This window comes from Jutongia sp., from assembly GCF_057878315.1.
This window is the reverse complement of sequence record NZ_DBLXSO010000012.1, coordinates 12,432-33,473: the sequence shown is the minus strand read 5'-3', so window position 1 is coordinate 33,473 and position 21,042 is coordinate 12,432. Positions and strand designations below refer to the sequence as shown.

The window sequence follows — 21,042 nt, the reverse complement described above, 5'->3', positions numbered from 1 at the left end:
ATGGAGGATGGACATGGAAAAGGGATATATGATATCGGATGCATCAAAAATGCTGGAGGTGGAAAATCACGTTCTGCGGTACTGGGAGGAGGAACTGGAACTGCCGATCCCGCGCAATGAACTCGGACATCGCTTTTACAGGGATTCGGAGATCAAACTGTTACGGACTGTGAAGGATTTAAAGGAGCAGGGTTTTCAGCTTAAGGCGATCAAAAAGCTTCTGCCGGATCTGGAACGGGTGGAGAATATGGATCCGCAGATGCTGTATCAGCTTCGGGAGGAGCTGAATGGGGAGGTGCTTCGGGAGGCAATGGAGCATGCCAGAGGATCCGTCACCTCGATCGAACATGCCAGGGACCGTTATGAGAAGCGGCAGAAAACATGGCAGGAGAAAAGCTATGAACTGGAGCAGAGCCGGGAGAAGGAGCCGGTGCAGAGCCGTTATGGACAGACGCAGGCGGCTTCATTAGAGCGTCTTCGCCAGTTTGAGACAATGCTTCGCCAGATGATCCGGTCCTCGGTCGAGGAGGTCGGCAGGGAGTCCGAACAGCGGATCTGTGAGGAGGTTTCCGTGCGGATGCAGAAGGAGATGAATTATCTTCTGATGCAGAAGGAGGAATTGCAGGAAAAACAGATTCATCTTCTGAAGGAAATTTTACAGCAGGTCAAGGGGGAACAGGAAGAAAACGTTTCCGGCGGACAGATGCAGCCTGAAAACGGGGATGCTTCAATGGCGGCGAAGGAGATTGCAGCCGCACAGGAAAATACGGGGGATGTGACGCAGTTTTGCCACAGGGAGCGGCGAAAAGAACGAAAAAAGGCGAAGAGGAAAAAATTATTTGCGAAGTAAGTGCCGTAGTGGTATAATGAGCCACAGAAAAACAAGAGAAAACCAAGAAAGGTGAGAACAATGGGGAATTTTACATTTGAAAAATGCGGTGAGATCGAGGGTCTTTATCTGATCCAGCCAAAGGTATTTGGTGATAACCGCGGATACTTCATGGAGACATATAATTACAATGCATTTAAGGAAGCTGGTCTTGATATGGTATTTGTACAGGACAATCAGTCCAGCTCAACAAAGGGCGTGCTTCGTGGCCTTCATTATCAGAAGAATCATACACAGGGCAAGCTGGTCCGTGTGCTCAGCGGTGAGGTTTTTGATGTGGCAGTGGATATCCGTCGCGGCTCCAAGACATACGGCAAGTGGTTCGGTGTGACACTGACCGCAGAGAAGAAGAACATGTTCTATATTCCGGAAGGCTTTGCTCACGGCTTCTATGTATTGTCTGATACAGCAGAGTTTGCATATAAGTGTACGGACTTTTATGATCCTTCTTCCGAGGCAGGCATTATGTGGAATGATGAGACGATCGGTGTAAAGTGGCCGATTCCGGAGGGAGTCGTTCCGAATATTTCCGAGAAGGATGGAAAGCATCCGGTATTTTCAGAGGATATCGCATTAGATTATTGATCCCTCGGACGATGTTTTTCGGATATGGAATGATGTATATGATTGCATCCGTATCGCAACACAATTTTATAGTTTGTATCATCAGGGTCTTCGGCAGCAGCCGGAGACCTTTTTGTCCTTTTTCAAGACATTACCCTTGAAATGCTCCCTGCCAAAATGGTATAATTTTTATAATTATGCTTGGTATGCAAGTAAGCTACGGGAGGCAGCATGAAAGAGAAGATCGATCAGTATGCAAAGGGAATATTTGAATATCATATGCCGGAGGTGATTATGACGCCTTCTGCACTTTCTGTGTCTGTGGATGCCGGTGAGATCGCGCAGGGAAGCTTCCGGGTTTCCAACAGTGCGGGACGCAGCATGAAGGGGATCGTCTGCACGGATTGTGGAAGTATGATACTGGAAAAGGAAGCATTTCAGGGGACGGACAATGAAATCTCTTTCGCCTTCCGGGGAACCTGTTGTGAGCCGGGAGATGTGATCCACGGAAGGATCCGCATCCTTTCGGACTGCGGCGTGGCGGAGCTTGCATTTACCGTGAACGTTGCCGTACCTGCATGTGATACCTCTGCGGGGCGTATCCGCGATCTGAATCAGTTTACGGAGCTGGTGCGCAGCCATTATGTGGAGGCACTCCGTCTTTTTCAGAGTCCGTCCTTTGCAAGGATCTTTCTGCAGAATAAGGAGACATATCTGGAGCGCTACCACGGTCTCATGAAGGGCAACGACAAAAGCATGGCATTAGAGGAGTTTCTGATCGCTGCGCATAAGAAAACACCGGTACAGCTTACGGTGGAGAAGAGGGAGCTGCAGTACCCGAACTGCGAGAAAGTATTTGCGGACAAGCTTGTACTTCGCAGGGACACCTGGGGTTACGGTGAATATGAGGTAAAGTCGGATGCGGCATTTGTGCGTTTTGACCGTTCCTGTGTCCGTACGACAGACTTTGCCGGGGACGTCTATGAGCTGCCGTTTGTGATCAATCCGGATTGCATGTCGATTGGACACAATTTTGCGCGCATCACGATCAGCAGTGCCCGACAGACGCTGGAGATCAGGGTGATCGCACGCCGGTACTGCATGTCGGACGAGGAGCGCAGAGAGAAGATTACGCAGCAGAAGGCGGTCAGCAGCCTGTATCAAAGCTTTGTCTATTATCAGGCAGGAAAATTATCCGAAAAGGATTATGCCACATCCGTCGAAAAGAATGTCGGCAGCCTTGCTCAGTCTGAGCAGGATCAGCCGGAGCATGACAGAGATAAATACGGCTGGCTTGCCAGAGTGTTTCGGATCCATCTGGCACTTCTTAACGGCATGGAGGAAATCTTTCATCTGGAAATGTCCCAGTTAGAGGGAAATCTTATAGAAATCCGAAATCAGGAGCCGCTCTTATACTGTTCTTATTATTATCTGATGTATCTGTGGAAGCCGGAGGCGGCACAAAGAGCAGGGGCGCTGGAACAGATCCGGGAATGCTATCGGACGCAGTCCCATCATTGGTTGATCCTGTGGTTTTTATTGCAGATGGATGAACGGTATCAGATTTCCGTGAAGCGGCAGGAGGCGGTGTTAGAGCAGATAGAGGCAGGCTGCCACAGTCCGCTGATGTATCTGGAGCTGTGCCGTCTTTATAACAGTACGCCGGAGCTTGTACTGGAGTTGTCCGATGCCAGGGCGCAGGTATTTCACTGGGGACTTGCAAACCGTATGCTGGAGGAAGAATTAAAGTTCCGCTATGCCTATCTGATCAGCCGGACGAGAGATTTCTCCGGGGTCATGCTGCAGGATATGTACCGGATGTATGAGGAGCAGCCATCGGATGATCTGCTGACGATGATCTGCCAGCTTCTGATGCGGGAGCGCAGAGCATCTGCGGAGAATGTCAAATGGTACCTTCTGGGAATCGAACACAACTTAAAGATCACCGATCTTTATGAAAATTATATTTATGCACTTCAGGAGACGCCGGATATGGTGCTTCCGAACCGCATATTGCTTTATTTTTCTTATAATAATCAACTGAATGCGACTAAGAAGGCGATGCTTTATGCCTATGTGATCCGCCATAAGGACCGCGATAAGTCGACCTACGATCACTATTGCGATACGATGAAAAAGTTTGCCAGAGAGCAGCTTTTGCAGGGAAGGCTCAATGATCATCTGGCGGTGATCTATGAGGAATTTATCGGCGAGGAGGATGTGGATGAGCAGCTTGCTGCTGCATTACCGGCAATTCTTTTTGCCAGAGAGATCCGCTGTGATGATCCGCATATCGCAGGCGTCGTTGTACGTCATCGCCAGCTTCAGCAGGAGGAGACGGCTGCCTTTGTCAATGGCAGAGCGATGATCGCGGTGTTTACGGCACAGCCGCAGATATTCCTGACGGATCGGCTTGGAAGGCGTTATTCCTCCTCGATCGGTTATACGGTACACCGCATGGTGCATCTGGATCATTTGATCGTAAAATGCCTTCCGTATGTCGGAGATAATGTGCGTGTGCTCCTGCATCTGTACGAAAAAGCGGTCAGTGAAAACCGCACCGGAGAGGATATTGCCGGAATGCGCAGACGGATCCTTGGGATTGCGGGGCTGGAACCGGAATGGAAGAGATCCCTGTTTGCCATACAAATGCAATATTATTTTGATAATTTTCAGGGGGAGCTTCTGGACCGGGAACTGGAGCATATGGACTGGGAACAGGTTCTGTCGAGAGACCGTGGCAAATTTATCGAGTATTGTGCGGTGCGTCATAAGTATGAAAAAGGCATGGAAGGTCTTATGATGTTTGGCTGGGAAGGTATGGATCCGAAACGTGTGCTCAAGATCGCCGGTCATGCCTTTGTCGGTGCCGGTGAGGATGTCACACTCACGAAGCTTGCGTGGTACATTTTTCGTGCCGGAGAATTTGACAAGCCGGTCTTGATGTATCTGTGCGATCATTACAGCGGGACGATTCCGGAGATGGTGCGGATCTGGAATGCCTGCCGGGAGTTCGGGATTAATATCCAGATATTGTCAGAGAGACTTCTGGCACAGATCCTATTTACGGATCAGATGGTTCCGGAGGCGTATCAGGTATTCTTTTCCTATGAGGAGAACGGTTTTAACAGGAAGCTGATCCGTGCTTTTTTGAAGAGAGCGGCATATCGCTATCTGGTGCAAGGAGAAACGCTGCCGGAGGAGATTTTCGCTTCCTTCTACCAACATGTGCAGGTCGAGGAGAACCGGCCGTGTCTGCTGGCAGTGCTGAAGCATTTGTCGGATCATGGTATGCTTGCCGGCTCGGAGGCTGTGTTTGTGGATTACAATCTGCATCAGCTCTACGAAAAGAATATTATTCTTCCTTATTTTCAGAAGTTTAAGGATAAGCTTGTCCTGCCGGATACCCTGCTAAAGGAGCAGTATGTAGAATATACGGCAGATCCGGCGCATGAGGTGAAAATCCGGTACACCTATATTGTGGACGGACAGCATCAGCCGACGGTGACGGAGGTGATGCCGGATGTGTTTGAAGGAATCCGTGTCCGCGGCTTTATCCTGTTTCAGGATGAGACAGTAGAGTATCAGGTGCTGGAGATTGATGAGGACGGCAACGAGAAATGCACGGAGCCTGTCTGCTTAAATTATGTGGATCAGATGGGTGAAGAGGAAGGCATCAATGGTTACCGTATGTTAAACAATATGCTTTCCAGACAGAATACCGGAGATGAGGAACTGTTGGATCTGATGCAGGAGTATGCAGAGAAACGGGCGATCGTAAAGCTATTGATGAAACCGGATGATGGAGGCAGAGGAATAAATGACCGAAGATAGAAAATTACTGGTAGGAGTTGATCTGAGTAATGATTTCACACAGTTGTCCTGCTATCGACGGGATATTGACAAGGTGATACCGGCAGGGCGTCTGGTTGGAAGAGAGAGAGAATATGAATGCCCAACCGTTTTATCCTGGCAGCCGGTCAAGAAAGAGTGGCTGTTTGGAACAGAGGCACTGATGGCAGCAGAGCGCGAAGAGGTGTACCTTTTTCGGGACATGTTAAAACAGATCTCCGAGAAGAACAAGGTCACGGCAGGAGATATGGAGCTTGAACCGGTCGATGCACTGGTGCGTTTTTTTGTCAAGCTGTTAAGCTGCCTGAAGGAATATTTTCCGAGTGAGACGATCCGTAAGCTGGTCATCTCAGTGTCCGATAAAACGGACAATCTGGTGAATGCGCTCAAGGGGGCATTGAACAGGATCGGGATCGGCGAGGAACGCTATGTGATTCAGCTGCACCAGCAGAGTTATATGTATTATGCACTCAGCCAGAAGAAAGAGCTGTGGCTCAATGATGTGGCGTTGTTTGAGTTTGGCAGGGACGGTCTGTTTTATTCGCAGATCCATATTGACCGCAGAAATATTCCGTATATTGTCGGCGTCAAAAAGATCGATCTCAGCCAGAATTTGAACTGGGATATGATGGAGCATGACAGCAGCTTCAAGATGGAATATGCGTTTGTCAATCTTGCCAACACACAGATGCATAAGCAGATGATCTCCACGATCTATGTGACCGGGGAGGGTTTTCAGGGAGAATGGGCCAATACCGCATTAAGCCAGCTGTGTACCGGCAGACGTGTTTTTCGTGGTGGAAATCTGTTTACAAAGGGTGCCTGCATTGCGGCGAGGGAGTTTGCCGGGGAAGGTGTGATGAGCGATTTTCTGTTTCTGGATCAGGAGATGATCCACACCGGCATTTCCCTGCGGGTCTATAAGGATGCCAAAATGCAGGAACTGCCTCTGGTCAGAGCAGGAGTTCCGTGGAAGGATGTAGATGTCAGTGTGGATTTTATTACGGATGACGAGGAGGAGCTGCAGCTGACGATACAGAATGTGCTTCGAAGAGAGACAACGGTACATCTGTTATCGCTGGAGGGCTTTGACGAGCGTCCAAATAAAATGACGCGTTTTACGCTGAGGCTTCGATTTGCCGATGCTTCTCACTGCATTGTGACGCTGAAGGATAATGGCTTTGGAGAGTATTGTCCGTCCAGCAATCGTATCTGGGAACGTTATCTCAGTCTGTGATTGGAGGAATTTCATGGGAAAGTTAATATTATGCAGCAGTGTCATTGCGAAGAATCCCTACTGTTTTCCGATGACGAAGACGAAGGTGTATTCCATCGAGGAGGTCTGCTATTACATTAGAAATAATATTTATATGATGCAGGAGGAGGTCTTTGACCGGGGGTTCGCGGACTGGATCCGAGGGGAGCTTGGCATGGAGGAGACCGCCGATAAGCTTGACCGTATGCGGGAGGATCACAATAATCTCAAGGATATTGTTGTTACGCTGTGCTGCAGCTGCGATTATTATACGGAGAGTGAGATCAATGAGTTGATCGTCATTATGGATCAGACACAGAATGTGCCGATGAGGGGAAGACAGAAGATCAAGGCGGACACCTATTTGAAAAGCGGCAGTCTCGAGCGGGCAAGACAGGAGTATGAGCGTATCCTGAAAAGCCCGGATATGTTAAATGCGCAGTCCGGGGAGTATGCAGATCTGTATTACCGGCTGGGAACAGCGGCGGCAGGCATGGGAGAATACCGCCAGGCGGCGCAGGCATTCCAGAAATCCTACGAATATGTCAATGATCAGAAGGCACTGGAATCCTGTCTTTACTGCCTCAAGCTTTCGGGGCGGACTGAAGAATATCAGAAACGCATTCAGGAGCTTGGGGTGACAAGAGAACAGCAGACCTTCATGGAGGCACAGTATGAGGAGGCACTCAGACAGAGTGTGGACAGCAGAGAGTGCCGTGTGGTGCGAAGGATACGGCGGATGAAGGAACAGGGCGATGAAGCTTATCGGAAGCAGGCAGCTGAGCTGGTATTTCAGTGGAAAGACGAGTACCGCAAAAGCATGCTTTCATAGGTAGAAAGAGGGGTTATCACAGATGGCATTTTGGCATCGGAAAAAGAAAAAGCAAAATAGTCTCCGGGCGGAGGAGAATGCACAGGAGCAGAATCTTTCGCAGGAAGTGGCAGAAGAGATGACTGGAGAAGAGAAACGTCTTTCCGAGAAAGAGCTTGCGGCAGAGCGTGTGGTTCCAAAGGGGAAAGCGGAGCAGAAGCGCTTCGTACAGGCCTGTCTCGAGTCGATCCGGGAATGTGAGCGGCAGACAGAGATTGCCCGTGCAGAATACGGGCAGGTGACGGAATACCTGACGGACATTCAGAAGATTGACCGGATTGCAGGTGAAGAAAGAGAAAAACTGCTCGAGCTTTGCAAACGGATCCAGCGTCTGCTGCAGGAGAGAAATCAATATAAGAACCGGACACTCACGATCACAGAGCGTCAGATGCGGCGGTTTGACCGGTATCAGGACGAGCTGATCGATGAGATCAAGAAAATGTATGAGAATGAGATGTACCAGAAGGCGATCGACAGTGATATGAAGCATCTCGAGGCAGAAAAGGCATATATTAAGGAGAATCAGAGAGAGATTGCCGGGAGACAGGACTTTTTAAAAAAGCTTGCCAAGGGCATATCCGGTCTGATCGGCTCGCTGATCGTGCTGTTTATATTGCTGTACTTTAATCTGGACAGCAACATGACCTATCCATATATTGGGACACTGGCACTTGCGGCGGTATCTGCGGTTGTGATCTTTACTGAGTCTAACAAGAACCGGTACGAGATCACATTGTCCGAGAAAAAATATAACAAGGCAGTGGAGCTGTTGAACAGGACGAAGATCAAGTATGTCAACAATGTCAGTGTGCTTGATTATAACCGTGAAAAGTTTGGTGTGAAAAATGCTGCTGATTTTGAAGAACTCTGGGGGGAATACTGTAAGGCGAAGGAATACGAGCGGAGGTTCCGGGAAAACACCGAGCAGCTTTCTAAGAGTAATGATGCATTGCAGCAGCAGCTTGACCGCCATGAGGTTTCCGACACCGAGGTATGGCTGGTGCAGACCTACGCAATCTTAGATGACCGCGAGATGGTGGAAATCCGTCATGACCTGAATCAGAGACGGCAGAAGCTGCGTGAGCAGATCCGTTATAACACCGAAGTCAAAGAGGATTATGAAAAGCAGATCCGTGAAGTGGCTGGAAGCAGTGAAAACGGTTCGGAAATCATCAAAGAAGTGCTTGACAAATAAAAAAACATATGATAATATGATTTTTGTTGTGCAGTAAATGTGCTGAAATACAGCCGATGTACAACGGAGAATATAACAACAAAGCAGAGAAATCCACTCTCACCTTAGCACAGAGCGTGACTCGGGTTAAATAATGACATCAATCTCAGGTTTGGGATTTGTGATAGGATCAGTGGATAGAGCTTTGCTTATCCACTTTTTTTATGGAGGTGCAGAATCATTAGTAGGACAGCAGTAAATGAGCAGATCAGAGACAGAGAGATTCGTCTGATCGGCGAGGACGGGGAACAGTTGGGAATCATGTCAGCACGAGATGCCATGAAGCTTGCGAGAGAAGCAGATCTTGACTTGGTAAAGATTGCACCGAACGCAAAGCCGCCGGTATGTAAGATCGTGGATTACGGTAAGTACCGTTATGAGCAGGCACGTCGTGAGAAAGAGGCAAAGAAAAAGCAGAGAACAATGGAAGTCAAAGAAATCCGTTTGTCTCCGAATATCGATGTCAACGACCTGAACACAAAGGCAAATCAGGCGAGAAAGTTCCTGAGTAAGGGCGACCGTGTTAAAGTATCGCTTCGTTTCCGTGGTCGTGAGCTCGCACACATCAATTACAGCAAGCAGATTCTGGACAGCTTCTATGAGAAGCTTGAGGACATTTCCGTTGTTGACAAGCCTGCCAAGATGGAAGGTCGTACCATGGTAATGTTCTTATCAGAGAAGAGACAGTAAAGATTGGCTGACCGTTTACCGGTGAGCAAGGCTTTCAAGATGGTGTTTTGTCGCAGACAGATACACCGGTTTATAAATATTATGCAAATAAGGAGGAAACTATCATGCCAAAAATGAAAACAAAGCGCGCAGCTGCAAAGCGTTTCAAAACTACAGGAACAGGAAAGCTTATGAAGATGAAAGCTTACAAGAGCCACATCCTGAATAAGAAGTCAACAAAGAGAAAGAGAAACCTGAGAAAAGCTGTAGAGGTAGATGCAACAAACGCTAAGATGATGAAGCGCATTTTACCATATTCTAAATAATAAAAGGAGGAAAGACAAATGGCACGTATTAAAGGCGGATTAAATGCAAAGAAGAAACACAATAGAGTTTTAAAGCTTGCAAAGGGATATAGAGGAGCAAGATCTAAGCAGTATAGAGTGGCTAAGCAGTCTGTTATGAGAGCCCTGACTTCTTCCTTCGCAGGTAGAAAAGAGAGAAAGAGACAGTTTAGACGTCTTTGGATCGCTCGTATCAACGCAGCAGCAAGACTTAACGGTCTTTCATACAGCAAGTTCATGTATGGTCTGAAGCTCGCTGAGATTGATATCAACAGAAAGATGCTTTCTGAGATGGCTATCTCTGATCCGGAGGGATTCGCTTCTCTCGTTGAGGTTGCTAAGAGCAAACTTGCATAATTCCATACGAATATAAATCAAGGAGAGTCCTTCGGGGCTCTTTTTCTTCTAGTATCGGAAAGGACAAAAGATGGTATTTAGTTCGGCGATATTTTTATTTGCGTTTCTACCATTGACATTTATCGGCAGTTTACTGATCCGGCAGCGGTGGGCGCAGAACGCATTTCTGACATTGGCAAGTCTGATCTTTTATGCATTTGGCGAGCCGGTGTATGTATTTCTGATGATCGCATCGGCAGGCGTCAATTATGGCTTTGGCAGAGGCATTGCGGCGGTTCGCGGTAAGAGGATGAAAAGACTGCTCCTTGTGCTTGCAGTAATCTGTGATCTGGCTGTTCTCGGTGTATTCAAATATGCGGGCTTTGCGGTTACGAATGTTAATGCTTTGTTTGGAATTGCACTTCCGGTTCCGGCGATCAGACTGCCGGTTGGGATTTCCTTTTTCACATTTCAGGCAATGTCCTATGTGATCGATGTGTACCGAAATCGGGACATGTGTCAGAAGGATTTCATGAAGGTGCTTCTCTACATTTCATTCTTCCCGCAGTTGATCGCCGGTCCGATCGTCCGGTGGAATGAGATCGAGGAGCAGATCGATCACCGCTGTCTGAATGAGACAGAGATTGCAGATGGCATCTGCCGTTTTGTGAAAGGTCTATTTAAGAAGCTGATCTTTGCAAATGGACTGGGGAAGGTGGCAGATCATGTATTTGCCCTGAATATCGGACAGTACGGGATGGCGGTTGCCTGGCTGGGTGCTGTGTGTTATGCGCTTCAGATATTTTATGATTTCAGTGGATATTCCGATATGGCAATCGGTATGGCATCCATGTTTGGATTTCATTTTCAGGAGAATTTTAAGCATCCGTACAGTGCGGACAGCATTCATGAATTCTGGCGTCGCTGGCATATCTCCCTGTCCTCTTGGTTTAAGGAATATGTATATATTCCGCTCGGGGGCAACCGAAAGGGAAAGCTTCGCACAGAATGCAACAAGCTGCTTGTTTTTCTTCTGACAGGAATATGGCATGGTGCCAATTGGACCTTTGTGATCTGGGGAATGATCCACGGTATTATGAACGTACTGGAGGATACGGTTCTGCCGATCCGTAAGTGCCGGTTTAAGTGGATCGGGAATCTGTATACATGGATCATTGCGATCACGGCATTTGTTATGTTTCGGGCAGACACGGCGGCGTATGGCTGGAGGATGATCCGGACGATGTTTACCGGCTTGCGGTTTGATCTGGTGTCCCGCAGCTTTCTGATGGAGCAGCTTGATGGATATACGGTGGTGCTGATCGCCGGTGGAATCCTGTTTTCCTATCCGGTGACGGCAAAGCTTTTGAAATGTACCGGAAGCTTGCGGGACAGATATGCGGCGGTATGGGAGGTACTTAAGTATCTCGGTGTACTGGTACTTTTGTTTTTGTGCGTCTGCAGTCTTGCCGGAGCGGCTTATAACCCATTTATTTATTTCCGGTTCTAAAAAGAGAAGCTGATCTGCAGAAAGCGAAGAACCGGATACATTGTTTCGCTGCACTTTTTGTTTTGAGCAGAGGAAAGGATGGCTTGATGAAGAAGAAACTTTTTATCATAATATTTATGGGACTGCTTCTTGTTCCATTTGTGGGAATGCGCTTCTACAAGGCGGATCTGAGCATAGAGAAGAAGCATGACGAAGCACTGCCACAGCCGGTGACGGACGGAAAGGTGAATCTGCAGTTTTTTCAGGAGCTGACCGATTATATGGCGGATCATTTTGCATTCCGGCAGGAACTTATCACGGCAGATGCCGGGGTGAAGGCGGATCTGTTTCAAAGCTCGGCAAATGAAAAGGTGATCGTCGGCAAGGATGGATGGCTGTTTTTTGAGGAGACATTAGACGATTATATGAAACGGAACTGTCTGAATAAACGGCAGATCCACAATTGTGCCAGAGTCCTGAAGCTGATTGAACAGGGCGTTGCGGTCTGTGATGCTGATTTTGTATTTGTGGCAGCACCGAATAAGAACACGCTTTACGGAGAATATATGCCGGACCGGTATGTCCCATTAAACGGACAGGGTAATCTGAATGCTCTGATCACTTCAATGAAGGAGCAGGGGGTTCATTATGTCGATCTGCGCGAAGTCCTTTCTGAGCAGAAGGAGCAGGTGTACCATAAATTGGACACACATTGGAATAATATCGGAGCCTCCATTGCCTGTGAGAATATTCTGGATGCCCTTGGAAAGAAGCATACCTCCTATGAGAAGGAGGCATATACCAGAAAGAAAAGTTTTGCCGGAGATCTTCAGGGGATGTTGTTTCCGAAGAGCAGTAAAAAGGACTGGAACGTGATCTATTCGAAAAAGCAGGATTACCGCTATACCAATAAGGTGGTGTCCACGGAGCAGATGGAGATCAGAACGGAGAATAAATCTGTGGACTCATCTGCCGGAGGAAAGAAAACAAAGCACCGGAACATTTTAATGTACCGGGATTCCTTTGGCAATGCGCTTGTCCCGTTTGTGGCACAGGAGTATAAGAAGGGATTTTTCACCAAGGAGGTGCCGTATGATTTGAGCCTGTTGTCACAGAGTAAGGTGGATGATGTGGTGATTGAGCTGGCGCAGCGGCAGATCCCGACATTACTGGAGGGAGTGCCGTATATGATGGCACCGGGCGTTTCATTTGATAAGGATGTGAAAGAGATCAAAGGAACAATTGCCACAATGGAAACGGAGAAGCAGGACGGGGTGCTCCGGGTCAGCGGTCAGACGGATCCCCGTTTTACGGACGACGATTCGCCGGTTTACATCAGCTTCTATGGGGAAAAGAACCTTCTGATGTTTGAGGCGTTTCCGTCAGTCTATGATCCGATGGACGAAAAAGCAGACCGTTCCTACAGCTACGGTGCGTATATTGATATCTCCTCCATGCCGTCAGATGACTATCGGCTGGAAATTATCACAAAAAAAGACAGAAACTACTACACAACTGGATTTCTGGGGGAATATGTGATAAAATGAGCATGATACTGTAGGCATTGATCTGTAAAAGAGGCAATCGTATGAGATCATGTGCTTTGCAGATATTGTGCCAGCGGTCCGAAATCTGAGGACTGAGAAAGGATGTAGGATTAGTATGAAAAAAAATAAACGAGCACTTACAAGTCTGTTGGCATGTATTCTGGCAGTCAGCATGACGGCGCCGACATCGGATATTGCCGGTCAGGCAGGAACGGAAACAGTATATGTCAGTGCTGCCAGCCGTTCAACAACGACGACACAGACGCAGAAGACAACGACTTCCGGGAAGAAGACAAAGAAATCCCGGAAGAAGATCCGGCAGCAGAAGAAAAAGGCGAAGAAATATATTGGAAAGAAGCTGACCAGTCTTGTAAAAGCCATCGGAAAGTACAAGAAGCTTTCCAAAGCAGCAAGCTGCTATTATGAGAATGAATATGATGGTATTGCCAAATATGATGGTTTCGTCGTCTACTGTCACACCGAGAACAGAAAGACATGGATCGTAGATAGTGTAGAATAGGCGGAAGAAGCATGAATAAGAACAGATTTTGGATGGGAACCGTCCTGACATTGACGGCAATCCTGCTTTTGACCGGAGGTGCAGTGCGGACCGGTGAGGCAGCCGTAAAGGAACATGAGGCAAATGTCCATGCAGGCATTTCCTTTTATGATGATTCCAGAGGTGTTTTTCGAGTCGACAGCCCGGAGAACACTCCGGAGACAGTAAAGTCTGTGAATTCGCCGGAGTTGGCGGATGCAGCTTTGTCGGAAAGTCCTGCAGCGGCATCCACGGCGAAGCCGGCAGAGAGCAAGCCGCCCACAGTAAAGCCATCGCCGACGGTCAAACCGACAGTAACGCCGGTGCCGGGCAGGCTTGTGCACAGGAAATATACGACGAATTATGTTTTTTGCGGTGGAAAGAAGCTGAAGCATTCTTTTATTACCATACGGAAGAAGACATATTATTTCGATAAAAGCGGAGATATGCATAAGGGCTGGCTGAAATTAGCCGGTCAGTATTATTATCTTGACCGTGCAAGTGGTGTGATGGTACATCAGGGAAAGGTGGACGGTATCCGTATCCGGAAGGATCATGCGGTCAAAAGCAGGCTGAATGTACGAAAGATCGACACGATGCGCACGGCGGCAAGGCTCGCAGCAAAGATCACAAAGCCGTCGGATACGATGGAGCAAAAGAAAATGAAATGTTACCGGTACATCATGAAATGTGATTACCGCCGTTATCGTTTTCTGGAGCCGATCTACAAGAAAAAGGGCTGGGAATGTACCTTTGCCAATGATATTTTCAAGCATCATGCAGGCTGCTGCGTGTCTGAATCCTCGGCACTGGCATTTCTGTTTCATGAGATCGGTTATCGGAATGTATATGTCTGCCACGACACCAGTCATGCGTGGGTGGAATTAAACGGCAGGGTATATGACAATCTGTTTTCCAAGGCGAAGGATTTCTGGAAGTATTATGACTGTACGTATGAAAGCTTTGGACTTAACCCGGTGGACAAACGTAAGATCTAAGGAGCTCTGATGAGCTCATCTTAAGGGGCTTTGAAGCTCTGCCAAGTGATGATAAAGCATATAATTTTATAGATAATGAGAAGAAAGGATGTAAGATAATGGCAAAAGAACTGGAGAAAAACTACAATCCTGCGGACATTGAGAAAAGAACTTATGACAAATGGCAGGAGAAAAAATATTTTCATGCGGAGGTAGATCGCAGCAAGAAACCATTTACGATCGTTATGCCGCCGCCAAATATCACAGGACAGCTCCACATGGGACATGCACTGGATAACACACTTCAGGATATTCTGATCCGTTTTAAGAGAATGCAGGGCTATGAGGCACTCTGGGTTCCGGGAACAGACCATGCATCCATCGCTACAGAGGCAAAGGTAGTAGAGAAGCTTCGTGAGCAGGGTATTTCCAAGGATGATATCGGAAGAGAGAAGTTCCTGGAGCATGTATGGGACTGGAAGAAACAGTACGGCGGACGTATTGTAGAACAGCTTAAGAAAATCGGTTCTTCCTGCGACTGGGATCGAGAGCGTTTCACCATGGATGAGGGATGCTCTAAGGCAGTCAAGGAGGTTTTCGTTAATCTTTACAATAAGGGTCTGATCTATCGTGGAAAGCGTATCATCAACTGGTGTCCGCATTGTCTGACATCCCTTTCCGATGCTGAGGTAGAGTATGAGGATCAGGCAGGAAGCTTCTGGCATCTGCGTTATAAGACCACAGACGGCACCGGATATATTGATCTTGCAACGACACGTCCGGAGACACTGCTCGGTGATACGGCAGTTGCTGTTAATCCGAACGATGAGCGTTACAAAGATATGGTTGGTAAGATGCTTGATCTGCCGATCGTACACCGTCAGATCCCGATCATCGCGGATGATTATGTAGATATGGAGTTCGGTACCGGTGTTGTAAAGATTACTCCGGCACATGACCCGAACGATTTCGAGGTTGGAAAGCGTCACAACCTGGAGGTCATCAATGTCCTGACAGACGATGCGAAGATTGTGGACGATTATCCAAAGTATGCAGGCATGGATCGTTACGAGGCGCGTAAGGCAATCGTGAAGGATCTGGAGGCAGAGGGAGCACTCCTTAAGATCGAGGATCATGAGCATAATGTAGGTACCTGCTATCGTTGTCATACAACGGTTGAGCCAAGAGTTTCTCTTCAGTGGTTTGTGAAGATGGAGGATCTGGCAAAGCCTGCGATCGATGCAGTGAAGAACGGTGATACCAAGTTTGTACCGCCTCATTTCGATAAGACATATTATCACTGGCTTGAGAACATCCGTGACTGGTGTATCTCCCGTCAGCTCTGGTGGGGACATCAGATTCCGGCATTTTACTGTGATGACTGTGGCGAGATGGTTGTTACCAAGGAAAGCAGCTGCAATTGTCCGAAGTGTGGCAAGCCGATGCGTCAGGATCCGGATACACTTGATACCTGGTTCTCATCCGCCCTCTGGCCGTTCAGCACACTTGGCTGGCCGGACAACACCGAGGAGATGGATTATTTCTATCCGACAAGTACACTTGTTACCGGATATGACATTATCTTCTTCTGGGTTATCCGTATGATGTTCTCAGGACTTGAGCATACCGGAAAGGTTCCGTTTGATACGGTTCTGATCCACGGACTCGTTCGTGATTCACAAGGACGTAAGATGAGTAAGTCCCTCGGCAATGGTATTGACCCGCTGGAGGTTATTGATAAATACGGTGCAGACGCACTTCGTTTCACCCTTGTTACAGGTAATGCGCCGGGTAACGACATGCGTTTCTACTGGGAGCGTGTTGAGGCAAGCCGTAACTTTGCCAATAAGGTATGGAATGCATCCCGTTTCATTATGATGCATCTGGGTGATAATACGATCACAGAGCCTGCTTATGAGGAACTCAAGGAGGCAGATAAGTGGATCCTTTCCAAGGTAAATACTCTGGCAAAGGAAGTTACCGAGAACATGGAGAAATACGAACTCGGTGTTGCGGTTCAGAAGATCAACGACTTTATCTGGACCGAGTTCTGTGACTGGTATATTGAGATCGTTAAACCAAGACTTTTTGCGCAGGAAAAGGATCCGGCATCTGCAAATGCAGCATTCTGGACACTCCGTACCGTGCTGATCGATTCTCTGAAGCTGCTTCATCCGTATATGCCGTTTATCACAGAGGAGATCTTCTGCACGATCCAGTCAGAGGAGGAGTCTATCATGATCTCTTCATGGCCGGAGTATAAGGAGGAGTGGAACAATCCTGCAGCAGAGACAATGGCAGAGCACATCAAGAACGTGATCCGCGGTATCCGTAACATCCGTACCGAGATGAACGTTGCCAATGCACGCAAGGCGCAGGTATATATCGTGGCAGATGATGAGGAGACCTGTAAGGTACTCGAGGGAAGTCGAGATGCTTATGAGCATATGATCTATGCATCTGAGCTGTTTGTACAGATGGATAAGACAGGTGTAGAAGACAATGCTGTTTCTGTTGTTATTCCGAAGGCAACCATTTATATGCCACTGGCTGATCTGGTTGATTTCGAGAAGGAAAAGGAACGTCTGACCAAGGAGAAGAAGCGTCTGGAGGGCGAGTTAAAGCGTGTCAACGGAATGCTGAACAACGAGAAGTTTATGAGCAAGGCACCGGAGGCAAAGGTCGCTGAGGAGAAAGCGAAATTAGAGAAATACACCAGCATGATGGCAAAGGTGGAAGAAGAATTAAAGGCATTGGACAAATAATTCCGATGAATGTCGATTATTGCGGCAAAAATGATTTGATGAATAAATGGAGGTAGTGTAAGATGGATTTCGAGGCAGAATTAGAAAAATTTCAGCCTAGTCTTGATATTGAGCAGGCGGAGGATGCCATTTATGGAAACAGTACAACCGATGTGATGGATCTGCTCCAGAGTATTCTGGCAGATGTGAATACAGGCTCAAAGAAAGCAGAATAGGGGAAGAAACATGAGATGTCCAAGATGTAATGCAGAGGTGTCTTTCAAGAAAGATCGTTGTGACAATTGTGGACAGGAGCTGCGCAATTACCGCAGAGTTCTCAGTGCGTCCAATATTTGCTATAACCGCGGTCTGGAACAGGCAAAGGTCAGAGATCTGTCCGGAGCGATCGCATCTTTGCACAAAAGCTTAAAATTTAACAAATTAAATACCAACGCAAGAAACCTGCTGGGACTCATTTATTTTGAAGAGGGCGAGATCGTTTCCGCACTGAGTGAGTGGGTGATCAGTAAGCATTTTCAGGAGGAGCATAACGAGGCAGACCACTACATTCAGCTGGTTCAGTCCAATCCAAACCGTCTGGAGACATACAGTCAGATGGTCAAAAAGTACAACTCTGCGTTAATGTCTGCGCAGAACGGCGATGAGGATATGGCGATCATCCAGCTCAAAAAGGTAGTCAGCACCAATCCGAAGTTTATACGTGCGCATCAGCTTCTGGCACTTCTTTATATGAAGACCGGCAAGAAGGAGAACCGCGTGCGTGCTTACAAGCTGTTGAAATCCATCAGCGGTGTCGATGTGACTAATACAACGACACTCGCTTATCTGAAGGAGCTGTCAGACGTCCATATCAAAGGGGAGAACGGTACGCCGAAGGAAGAAAAGACAAGTGAGCAGCCGGCACGCAAAACACTTCCGAGAGTGGATGACAATGCGTACAAGCCGATTACGTTGTACAAGGAGGAGAAGCCTTCCGTTCTGCCGTTTGTTCATGTGCTTCTCGGTCTGATCGCAGGTATTGTGATCATGCAGTTTCTGATCACACCGGCATTGAAGCAGAGATCAAGCAGCAACGATAATAAGGCATTCAAGACCTATAGCGAGAATCTGGCATCCGGAGAAAGCGATGTCAGTACCTTGAAGAATGCTAACACGGAGCTTCAGAAGCAGGTGGATGAGCTGACAAAGCGGTTATCCGATTACCAGAGTGGCAGTCCGACTGATCTGGACGGTGTTCAGGCGGTCTATGATAATCTCATTCAGGCAATGCAGTATTACATGAATGATGATAAGCTGTCAGCGGCAAAGGCACTGGACAAGGTGGATGCCGACAGTCTGTCCGGTGACGGAGCTAAGAAGTTCTATAACAAGATCAAGAAGGAAACCTACGATACAGCATCGACCTCCTATTTTGAAAAGGGAAGAGACTGCTATAATGGTCAGGGTGATTATTCCGGACAGAAGGACTATGATAAGGCGATCAAGCTTCTGAAAAAGTCCCTCAAATTCAACGCGGATAATACCGACGCCATGTATTTTCTGGGACGCAGCTATCAGCAGAAGTCCGATTTTGAAACAGCAAAGCAGTATTATGATCAGGTGGTCAATGATTATCCGGATTCCTCAAGAGTTGCGGAGGCAAAGAGCAGACTGCGTGAGATTGGTCAGTAACACATAAGACAAGGTGGGAAACCACAGAATATCGCATGAGAAAATGATAGGGAGACCTGTCAGAGTATACAGAACGTATGACTCTGGCAGGTCTTTTTTGCTTTATAGGAAACTTCTCGTTTCCTATAAAGCAAAAAACGCTCCGCGAGGATGCGCATCTCGCGGAGAAGAAGTTAGCTGTAAACAGCACCGCTCGAGCGCGAAAGAGTCGCAAGCGACTCTTTATGGGCTTTATATTTTTGGAGAGAAGGAGGAGATATTTTGAACCAGAAAGAAAGAGAATCGATCCATTATGAAATACAGCAGAATTGTCTGATCATTTACATATCACAGGATCTTGACCACCATACGGTGAATCTGCTGCGGGAGCAGTCGGACCGGCTGATCGATGCCGGCAATATTCGACATATTATTTTCGATTTTGCAAAGACCGATTTTATGGACAGTTCCGGAATCGGTCTGATCATGGGACGTTACAAGAGAGTGATGTTTCGGGGCGGCAAGGCGGCTGTGACTAATGTGGGAAATGAAATAGAGCGGATTTTCCGGCTGTCCGGGCTGTTTAAGATCATCGAGCGGTACGCCACGCCGGAGCAGGCGGTGGCAGGACTGAATAAAAGAGGAGGACAGGACAAATGAAGCTGATCATAGATAGCAATTCGCAGAATGAAGCATTTGCAAGAACGGTTGTGGCGGCATATATTACAAGGCTTGATCCGACATTAGAGGAGCTGGCGGATGTCAAAACAGCAGTTTCGGAAGCGGTGACAAACAGCATTCTTCACGGTTACAACAACGGGGAGGGACTGATCGAGATTACCTGTGAGATCAAGGGGCAGGAGGTATTTGTGGAGATCACAGATCACGGAGTCGGGATCCCGGATATCGAAAAAGCGATGGAACCTTTGTATACAACTAAGCCGGAGTGGGAGCGGTCAGGGATGGGTTTTGCCTTTATGGAGGCATTCATGGATGAGCTGCAGGTGTATTCGGAGGTGGGAAAAGGCACGCGGGTAAAACTCAGTAAGCGTATCGGCAATTCGTGTGAAAATTCCCTGTAAAATGGGAATTTCAGAGGTATGGAGGATCCTATGGATGCGATAGAATTATTGAAAAAAGCCCGTGCCGGAGACCGACAGGCAAGAGATCGTATGGTGGAAGAAAATGTGGGACTTGTCTGGAATATTGTGAAACGTTTCAATGGAAGAGGATATGATCCGGAGGATCTGTTTCAGATTGGCTGCATCGGGCTGATCAAATCGATCGATCATTTTAATCTGGACTTTGAGGTCAGGTTCAGTACATACGCAGTGCCCATGATCATGGGGGAGATAAAGCGGTTTATGCGGGATGACGGAATGATAAAGATCAGTCGTACCATGAAAGAGAACGGATGGAAAATCAAAGTGGCAGCGCAGCGGCTGGGGCAGGAGCTTGGACGGCAGGCGACGGTTGATGAGATTGCGGCTGCAACCGAGCTGGCACCGGAGGAGATCGCAGTGGCAATCGAGGCAAACAGGGATGTGGACTCTATCTATCGTCCGGTCTATCAGCCGGAGGGCAAAGAGATCTGCTTGATCGATCAGGTGGTTGCCGGGGAGAATGCAAGTGTCGGTTATGTGTCAAGAACAGCAGTTGCAAGAGCCAATACCGGAGAAACAGACTCCGGAGTTGATGCAGAAAAAGAGCATGTGATCAATCATGTTTTGCTGGAACAGCTTCTTGATACGCTGAGCGACAAGGAACGCAAACTGATCCGTCTGCGTTATTACGAGGACATGACGCAGACGCAGGTGGCGGCTGAGCTTGGGATCAGTCAGGTGCAGGTCAGCCGCCTGGAAAAGAAAATCCTGCTTCGATTGCGTCAACAACTAGTATAAAATTTCCGATTTTGGAAATGCTTTACACAAAAGAGAAAGGCGGTGTATGCAATGCGGAAAAAGAAAATGTGGTTTTATGTGTTGCTCATTGGCATCATGACCTTAAGTACCGTCTGCTATATAGCAATTATGCGTAATGCACGGACAACCTATGCAAACGG

19 protein-coding genes are annotated in these 21,042 nt (G+C 47.7%); all 19 read left to right on the top strand.

Features of this window, described 5'->3' with window-relative positions; all coding sequences use genetic code 11:
• Positions 1–13 precede the first annotated feature (13 nt).
• The 19 genes from ACZLMD_RS04460 (at position 14) to ACZLMD_RS04370 (ending at position 20,881) form a co-directional block, all read left to right on the top strand.
• Positions 14–850, top strand: a complete 837-nt coding sequence (locus ACZLMD_RS04460; protein WP_482521453.1) for a MerR family transcriptional regulator — start codon at positions 14–16, stop codon at positions 848–850.
• A gap of 60 nt (positions 851–910) precedes the next feature.
• Positions 911–1,474, top strand: coding sequence for a dTDP-4-dehydrorhamnose 3,5-epimerase (gene rfbC / locus ACZLMD_RS04455; RefSeq protein WP_482522982.1), 564 nt, complete (start codon positions 911–913; stop codon positions 1,472–1,474).
• A 210-nt stretch (positions 1,475–1,684) separates the two neighbouring features.
• Positions 1,685–5,287 (top strand): DUF5717 family protein, encoded by a 3,603-nt coding sequence (locus ACZLMD_RS04450; RefSeq protein ID WP_482522981.1) that lies wholly within the window; start codon positions 1,685–1,687, stop codon positions 5,285–5,287.
• Positions 5,274–6,542 (top strand): DUF5716 family protein, encoded by a 1,269-nt coding sequence (locus ACZLMD_RS04445; protein ID WP_118559420.1) that lies wholly within the window; start codon positions 5,274–5,276, stop codon positions 6,540–6,542. Before ACZLMD_RS04450 ends, ACZLMD_RS04445 begins: the two co-directional genes overlap by 14 nt.
• 13 nt (positions 6,543–6,555) lie before the next feature.
• The gene (locus ACZLMD_RS04440; RefSeq protein ID WP_022306783.1) at positions 6,556–7,392 is read left to right on the top strand and encodes a tetratricopeptide repeat protein; all 837 of its coding nucleotides are present in this window, start codon (positions 6,556–6,558) and stop codon (positions 7,390–7,392) included.
• A 22-nt stretch (positions 7,393–7,414) separates the two neighbouring features.
• Complete coding sequence (locus ACZLMD_RS04435; protein WP_484107094.1) at positions 7,415–8,626, top strand: AAA family ATPase; 1,212 nt, start codon at positions 7,415–7,417, stop codon at positions 8,624–8,626.
• Between the two features lie 219 nt (positions 8,627–8,845).
• A complete protein-coding gene (gene infC, locus ACZLMD_RS04430) occupies positions 8,846–9,355 on the top strand; it encodes a translation initiation factor IF-3 (RefSeq protein ID WP_118559416.1) in 510 nt (169 codons plus the stop codon).
• Between the two features lie 104 nt (positions 9,356–9,459).
• Positions 9,460–9,660: a 50S ribosomal protein L35 gene (rpmI, locus tag ACZLMD_RS04425; protein WP_022225708.1), complete on the top strand. Its 201-nt coding sequence runs from the start codon at positions 9,460–9,462 to the stop codon at positions 9,658–9,660.
• 18 nt (positions 9,661–9,678) lie between these two features.
• The gene (gene rplT / locus ACZLMD_RS04420) at positions 9,679–10,035 is read left to right on the top strand and encodes a 50S ribosomal protein L20 (protein ID WP_022306780.1); all 357 of its coding nucleotides are present in this window, start codon (positions 9,679–9,681) and stop codon (positions 10,033–10,035) included.
• Positions 10,036–10,105: 70 nt separating this feature from the next.
• Positions 10,106–11,524 carry an MBOAT family O-acyltransferase gene (locus tag ACZLMD_RS04415; protein WP_482522979.1) on the top strand — a complete coding sequence of 473 codons (1,419 nt, stop codon included), beginning with the start codon at positions 10,106–10,108 and terminating at the stop codon, positions 11,522–11,524.
• A gap of 86 nt (positions 11,525–11,610) precedes the next feature.
• Positions 11,611–13,050 (top strand): alginate O-acetyltransferase AlgX-related protein, encoded by a 1,440-nt coding sequence (locus ACZLMD_RS04410; protein ID WP_489495182.1) that lies wholly within the window; start codon positions 11,611–11,613, stop codon positions 13,048–13,050.
• A 115-nt stretch (positions 13,051–13,165) separates the two neighbouring features.
• Complete coding sequence (locus ACZLMD_RS04405; protein WP_489495181.1) at positions 13,166–13,570, top strand: hypothetical protein; 405 nt, start codon at positions 13,166–13,168, stop codon at positions 13,568–13,570.
• 11 nt (positions 13,571–13,581) lie between these two features.
• Complete coding sequence (locus tag ACZLMD_RS04400) at positions 13,582–14,586, top strand: hypothetical protein (protein ID WP_484107097.1); 1,005 nt, start codon at positions 13,582–13,584, stop codon at positions 14,584–14,586.
• A 98-nt stretch (positions 14,587–14,684) separates the two neighbouring features.
• The gene (locus ACZLMD_RS04395; protein ID WP_118559412.1) at positions 14,685–17,330 is read left to right on the top strand and encodes a valine--tRNA ligase; all 2,646 of its coding nucleotides are present in this window, start codon (positions 14,685–14,687) and stop codon (positions 17,328–17,330) included.
• A gap of 62 nt (positions 17,331–17,392) precedes the next feature.
• Positions 17,393–17,545, top strand: coding sequence for a hypothetical protein (locus tag ACZLMD_RS04390; protein WP_022306774.1), 153 nt, complete (start codon positions 17,393–17,395; stop codon positions 17,543–17,545).
• Between the two features lie 10 nt (positions 17,546–17,555).
• Complete coding sequence (locus ACZLMD_RS04385) at positions 17,556–19,001, top strand: tetratricopeptide repeat protein (RefSeq protein WP_022306773.1); 1,446 nt, start codon at positions 17,556–17,558, stop codon at positions 18,999–19,001.
• 261 nt (positions 19,002–19,262) lie between these two features.
• Positions 19,263–19,640 (top strand): STAS domain-containing protein, encoded by a 378-nt coding sequence (locus ACZLMD_RS04380; RefSeq protein ID WP_199877048.1) that lies wholly within the window; start codon positions 19,263–19,265, stop codon positions 19,638–19,640.
• A complete protein-coding gene (gene spoIIAB / locus ACZLMD_RS04375) occupies positions 19,637–20,062 on the top strand; it encodes an anti-sigma F factor (protein ID WP_022305450.1) in 426 nt (141 codons plus the stop codon). Before ACZLMD_RS04380 ends, spoIIAB begins: the two co-directional genes overlap by 4 nt.
• Positions 20,063–20,092: 30 nt before the next feature.
• Positions 20,093–20,881 carry a sigma-70 family RNA polymerase sigma factor gene (locus ACZLMD_RS04370; RefSeq protein WP_022305451.1) on the top strand — a complete coding sequence of 263 codons (789 nt, stop codon included), beginning with the start codon at positions 20,093–20,095 and terminating at the stop codon, positions 20,879–20,881.
• The last annotated feature ends 161 nt before the right edge of the window (positions 20,882–21,042 follow it).